The organism is Psychrobacter sp. FME5 (assembly GCF_014861375.1).
Taxonomy (GTDB): domain Bacteria; phylum Pseudomonadota; class Gammaproteobacteria; order Pseudomonadales; family Moraxellaceae; genus Psychrobacter.
Genome location: NZ_RRYX01000210.1, coordinates 1 through 1,751, shown reverse-complemented (window position 1 = coordinate 1,751; position 1,751 = coordinate 1). Strand labels below are relative to the sequence as shown.

The following is a 1,751-nucleotide window of genomic DNA, read 5'->3' as shown; positions in this document are numbered from 1 at the left end:
AGTGTAAGGCGTTGCTTATTTTTTTCAACTATCTCCCAATTCTATACAGCCCCTAATCAAAAAACCTCTAAAAAGATATTATTCTGAAATATGTCTATTACACCAAATATATCAAAAACCGACTTATAAAGTAAAAACCTGCCAATCATTGACTGGCAGGTTTTTGGGTGTTTTCAATAAAAGATTAGCGATGCTTTAATAAAACCAGCCCACCCTAGCCCACCAAAGAGTCCAGCTGCTTATATTTATAATCCAGCGCTTCTGCCACGGCTTTATAGGTCATATGGCCTTGCGTGGTATTCACGCCTTTTGCTAACGCGGCGTTGCTATTACAGGCATCTTTAAAGCCTTTTTTGGCAAGGGCTTGTATATACGGCAGGGTGACATTAGACAAGGCGATGGTTGAGGTGCGCGGTACAGCTCCTGGAATATTGGCCACGGCATAATGAATAACACCATGCTTGGTATAAGTTGGCTTATCATGAGTGGTGATTCGATCTGTCGTCTCAAATAAACCGCCCTGATCAATCGCGATATCGATAACCACGCCACCATCATTCATCTCTTGAATCATCTCTTCAGTGACCAGCTTCGGCGTCGCTGCACCTGGAATCAATACCGCACCAATGACCAAGTCACTGTCTCTTACGCTCTCGGCAATGTTGACTTTGTTGGATATGAGAGTCTGCACGTTATTACCAAACATCTCAGATAACTGTTTTAGGCGTTTGGGATCCAGATCTAAAATAGTGACGCTAGCATGGAGACCAACGGCGATTTTTGCCGCTTCAGTCCCTGATACGCCGCCGCCGATAATGGTGACCCTACCCTTTTTTACTCCTGGTACGCCACCAAGCAACATGCCCTTGCCACCATAAAAAGACTGCAAAAACTGCGCGCCTATCTGTGTACTCATGCGTCCAGCGATTTCACTCATCGGAGTCAGCAGTGGCAGCGAGTTATCCGCCAGCTGTACGGTTTCATAACCGATGGCGGTTATTTTGTTATCAATCAATACTTTGGCAAGCTCAGGCTCATTGGCCAAATGCAAATAGGTAAATAACATTAAACCGTCTGTTAAATATTGATATTCGTCAGTCTGTGGTTCTTTTACTTTAATAACCAATTCGACATCCCATGCTTTAGCAGCGTTATCGACAATGGTTGCACCCACTTCTTTATAGTCATCGTCAGTAAACTGTGAACCCATGCCCGCACCTGTTTCGACGAGGACTTCATGACCGTCATCGATCAACGCACTGACACCGTTTGGGGTTAGACCAACGCGGTTTTCGTTATTCTTTGTTTCCTTTGGGATACCTATTTTCATAACTGCTCCTTGTTATATTAATTTCAGATAAAACAGACAAATTTATAGCAGCATACTACGAGCATTATGTTGTTCTTAATGCTTACAAGCGCGCGATAGGCTACAAAAACCCCCTAAAAGTAGGTGTATGTTTTGTTTTTTAAATCAAATTGAATCGGATATGATATTTGATGCAGATTAAAATTAATCTTAGATTAACACACCAAGTGCAACGCTAAATTATATTATAGAACACCTGATTGGGCGTTTTAAACCCTAAGCGTTTTCTTGGTCTGTTGTTTAGTTTATTCTCAATGTCCTGTATCTCATTATCAGAGACTTGTCTAAAGTCACAACCCTTAGGCAAGAACTCTCTGATTAAGCCGTTGGTATTCTCGTTGGTTCCTCGCTGCCATGACGCATAAGCATCGGCAAAGAAGAA

General features: G+C 42.3%; 2 protein-coding genes. Both read right to left on the bottom strand.

Going from position 1 to position 1,751, the window contains the following annotated elements:
* Positions 1 to 214: 214 nt before the first annotated feature.
* On the bottom strand, positions 215 to 1,330 hold the full coding sequence (gene ald / locus EI161_RS14210) for an alanine dehydrogenase (RefSeq protein ID WP_192529907.1): 1,116 nt from the start codon (positions 1,328 to 1,330) through the stop codon (positions 215 to 217).
* Between the two features lie 214 nt (positions 1,331 to 1,544).
* On the bottom strand, positions 1,545 to 1,751 hold a 207-nt coding region (locus EI161_RS14205), incomplete at its 5' end, for an IS30 family transposase (RefSeq protein ID WP_192524905.1).